At 68.1% G+C, this 3,494-nt stretch carries 1 protein-coding gene; it reads right to left on the bottom strand.

Annotation, left to right across the window (positions count from 1 at the left end; genetic code table 11):
- Window positions 1-3,494 (bottom strand): non-ribosomal peptide synthetase (locus QOD90_RS20340; RefSeq protein ID WP_526352638.1); only part of this gene is annotated, 3,494 nt, incomplete at both ends.

Raw genomic sequence — 3,494 nt, 5'->3', positions numbered from 1 at the left:
CGAACCGCCGATGCCCGCGGGATCGCCGGTGTCGGTGAACCGCTCCGTCAACGAGAACGCGAGATCCATTCGTGCGGTGTGGGCGTCAAGGGGCACCGGCGTGACCTGAAGCTCGTCCAGTGTCAGGCCTGCGACGGGATCGTCACCGAGCTTGCCGAAGTTCTGCCAGGCCAACATCACCTGGATCAGGGGGTGATGGCTCAGCGAGCGGGGTGGATTGAGTCGCTCGACGAGCACCTCGAAGGGAACGTCCTGATGCTCGTAGGCGGCAAGGCTGCGCTCGCGCACCTGAGCAAGCAGATCGGTGAACGTGAGATCCCTTGCCACGTCGACCCGCAACACCAAGGTGTTGACGAAGAATCCCACTAGAGCGTCCAGCGCGGGATCACTGCGTCCCGCGATCGGAAAACCAACCGCCACATCGGGACTGCCGCTCATACCGGACAGCAACAGCGACAGCGCAGCCTGGACCACCATGAAGCTCGTCGCGTTGTGCTCGCGGGCGACCTCGCGCACGCGTTGCTGAAGCTCCGCCGACCACTTCACCGCGACGCTGGCGCCGCGGTAGTCGGCCTCCAGGGGATACGGGCGGTCGGTGGGCAGTTCCAGCCGTTGCGGCATCCCAGCCAGGGCGCCTTGCCAGTACTTCAGCTGCGCGGCGATGCGGCTTCCGCCGTCGTCGAGCTCACCGAACTGCGCGCGCTGCCACAGCGTGTAATCGGCGTACTGGACGGGCAAGCGGTCCCAGCCCGGCGCCTCACCCGCTCGTCGGCTGGTGTACGCGGCGCCAAGATCGCCGACGAGCGGCGTCATCGACCATCCGTCCGCGGCGATGTGGTGTGCCGTGGCCACGAGGACGTGTTCGTCGTCGGCCACGCTGAAGAGCCTTGCCCACAACGGGATGTCGGAGGTCAGGTCGAACGTGTGGCGCGCAGCAGCGCCAACGCCCTCGTCCAGTCGGTGAGCCGGCCAGTCCGTGGCGTCGACGACGTCCCAGCCGAAGTCGGCGTCCTCGGTCGGCACGGTCAGCTGTCGAGGTATGCCGTCGGGCGCCGGAAACACCGTGCGCAGGCTCTCGTGGCGGTCCAGCACGTCGGTCAGTGCCGCGGCGAGCGCTTCGACGTCGAGCCGTCCGCTCAACCGCAACACCACCGACATGTTGTAAACCGGTGAGGGGCCGTGCAATTGGTCGAGGAGCCACAAGCGGTTCTGCGCGAAGGACAGGGGGATCTCCGCTGGGCGGTCGCGGGTCACCAGGGGCTCGAGCCTGCGCTTGTCCGCTGCGACGCAGGGCGCCAACTGGGCAACGGTCGGCGCGTCGAACAGGGTCCGCACCGCGAGGTCGGCGTCCAATGACTTGTTGATGGCCGCGATCACCCTCATCGCCGACAGGGAGTCGCCGCCAAGGTCGAAGAAGGAGTCGTCGACGCCGACCCGCTCGAGACCGAGGACGTGACCGTAGATGCCCGTCAAGATCTCCTCGACGACGGTCACCGGGGCGCGGTACTCACCGGCCTCCTGGTATTCGGGTTCCGGCAGAGCGTTGACGTCGAGCTTGCCGCTGACCGTCAGGGGCAGTGCGTCCACCACCACCACGGCAGCGGGAACCATGTAGGCGGGCAGGCCATCGGCCATGCTCGCGCGTGCCTCGGCGGGGTCCGTTGTCCCGGTGACGTATCCGACGAGCCGCTTGTCGCCTGGTCGGTCCTCGCGAACGGTCACCCCGGCCTGCTCGACGCCGTCGAGCGCGGCAAGCGCGGCCTGCACCTCTCCGAGTTCGATGCGATATCCGCGGATCTTCACTTGGTCGTCGGCGCGGCCGAGGTAGTCGAGCTGCCCGTCGGCGCGCCAGCGGACCAGGTCGCCGGTGCGATACATCCGCGTGCCGGGCTTGCCGAACGGACACGCCACGAAGCGCGCTGCCGTCAACTCGCCCCTGCGCCAATATCCCACGCCCACACCATGACCCGCGACGTACAACTCTCCGGTTACGCCGGGAGGCACCGGCCGAAGCCAGGGGTCGAGGACGAACAGCGCCGATCCCGGTACCGGCGCACCAATCGGTGCAGGCCCCGACCCCGCCGTCAACGGCGCACTCAGCGTCACGTAGATCGTCGTCTCGGTCGGGCCGTACGCGTTGACCATCACGCGTCCCGGTGCCCAGCGGTCGACGACGTCGGCCGGACAGGCTTCGCCACCCATCACCAGCGCCGTCGAATCGAGCCCCTCCGGTGCCAATACCGCCACCGCGGACGGCGTCTGGGTGAGCACGTTGACGCCTTCGGCGACCAGCAGGTCGTGGAAGTCGCTCGGCGAGTGGGCGACCGACTCGGGGACCACCACCAGTCGACCACCACCCAGCAGGGCACCCCAGATCTCCCACACCGAGAAGTCGAAGGCGTACGAATGCCATTGCGGCCATGCCTGATCCGTTGCCGTGGGCAGGCCGCCATCTTGGGACAGGATGAGCTGGGTCAGGTTGTGGTGAGTGATCGCGACGCCCTTGGGCGTGCCAGTGGTGCCCGAGGTGTAGACGAAGTAGGCGATGTCGTCGGGCGCAGGTGCCGAGATCGACGTCTTGGCGTGCCCTTCCTGGGCTTCTTCCGCCGAGACGTCGGTTTGGGCGTAGTCGATGATGGGCAGGGCGTGACCGTCGAGTCGGTCGGCGAGCTCCGCGGTGGTGACGGCGGCGACGGGCGCCGCGTCGGCGAGCATGAAGTCCAACCGTGCCCGTGGCAGGCCGGGGTCGAGCGCCAGATAGGCCGCACCGGTCTTGAGCACCGCCAGCATCGTGATGACGGCGTGAGCCGATCGCTCGAAGACCAGTGCCACGTTGGCACCGGGGCCGACGCCGTAGCCGACGAGCAAGTGCGCCAACCGTTTCGCCGACTCGTCCACCTCGCGGTAGGTCCACGACGTTTCGCCGCAGACCAACGCCACGGCGTCGGGGGCGGCTTGCACCCGGTGGGCGAACGCCTGCGGAATCGACACGGGGGCGGCCGGCGTGGTCAGTGCCGCCTGATTGCCCCACTGATTCAGCCGGGTCCGCTCGCCGGACTCGAGCAGGTCGACCGAGGACAGCCGCACCGCGGGATCGGCCGTCAGCGCCAGCAGCACGCGCTTCAGCCGCTCGACGAGCGTCTCGATCGTGGCCCCGTCGAAGACGTCGGTGCGGAATTGCACCGAGCCGCCCACCCCGTTGGGAGTGCCTGCTTCGGTGAAGCTCTCCGTCAGCGAGAACGTGAGATCCACGGGAATCTTGTGGGTGTCGAGCGGTATGCGATTGATCGACACGTCACCGGCCCACATCTCGGGCGGCGGAGTGTTCTGCCACGCCAAGATGACCTGAACCAGCGGGTGATGGGTGCGAGACCGGGGCGGGTTGAGCCGCTCGACGAGTGCCTCGAAGGGCACGTCCTGGTGTTCGTAGGCAGCCAGGCTGCGCTCACGCACCTGGGCAAGCAGGTCGGCGAAGGTGAGATCGTTGGCCACGT

Source organism: Mycobacterium sp. (genome assembly GCF_032161845.1).
GTDB lineage: Bacteria > Actinomycetota > Actinomycetes > Mycobacteriales > Mycobacteriaceae > Mycobacterium.
This window is presented reverse-complemented; position numbering and strand designations above follow the sequence as displayed.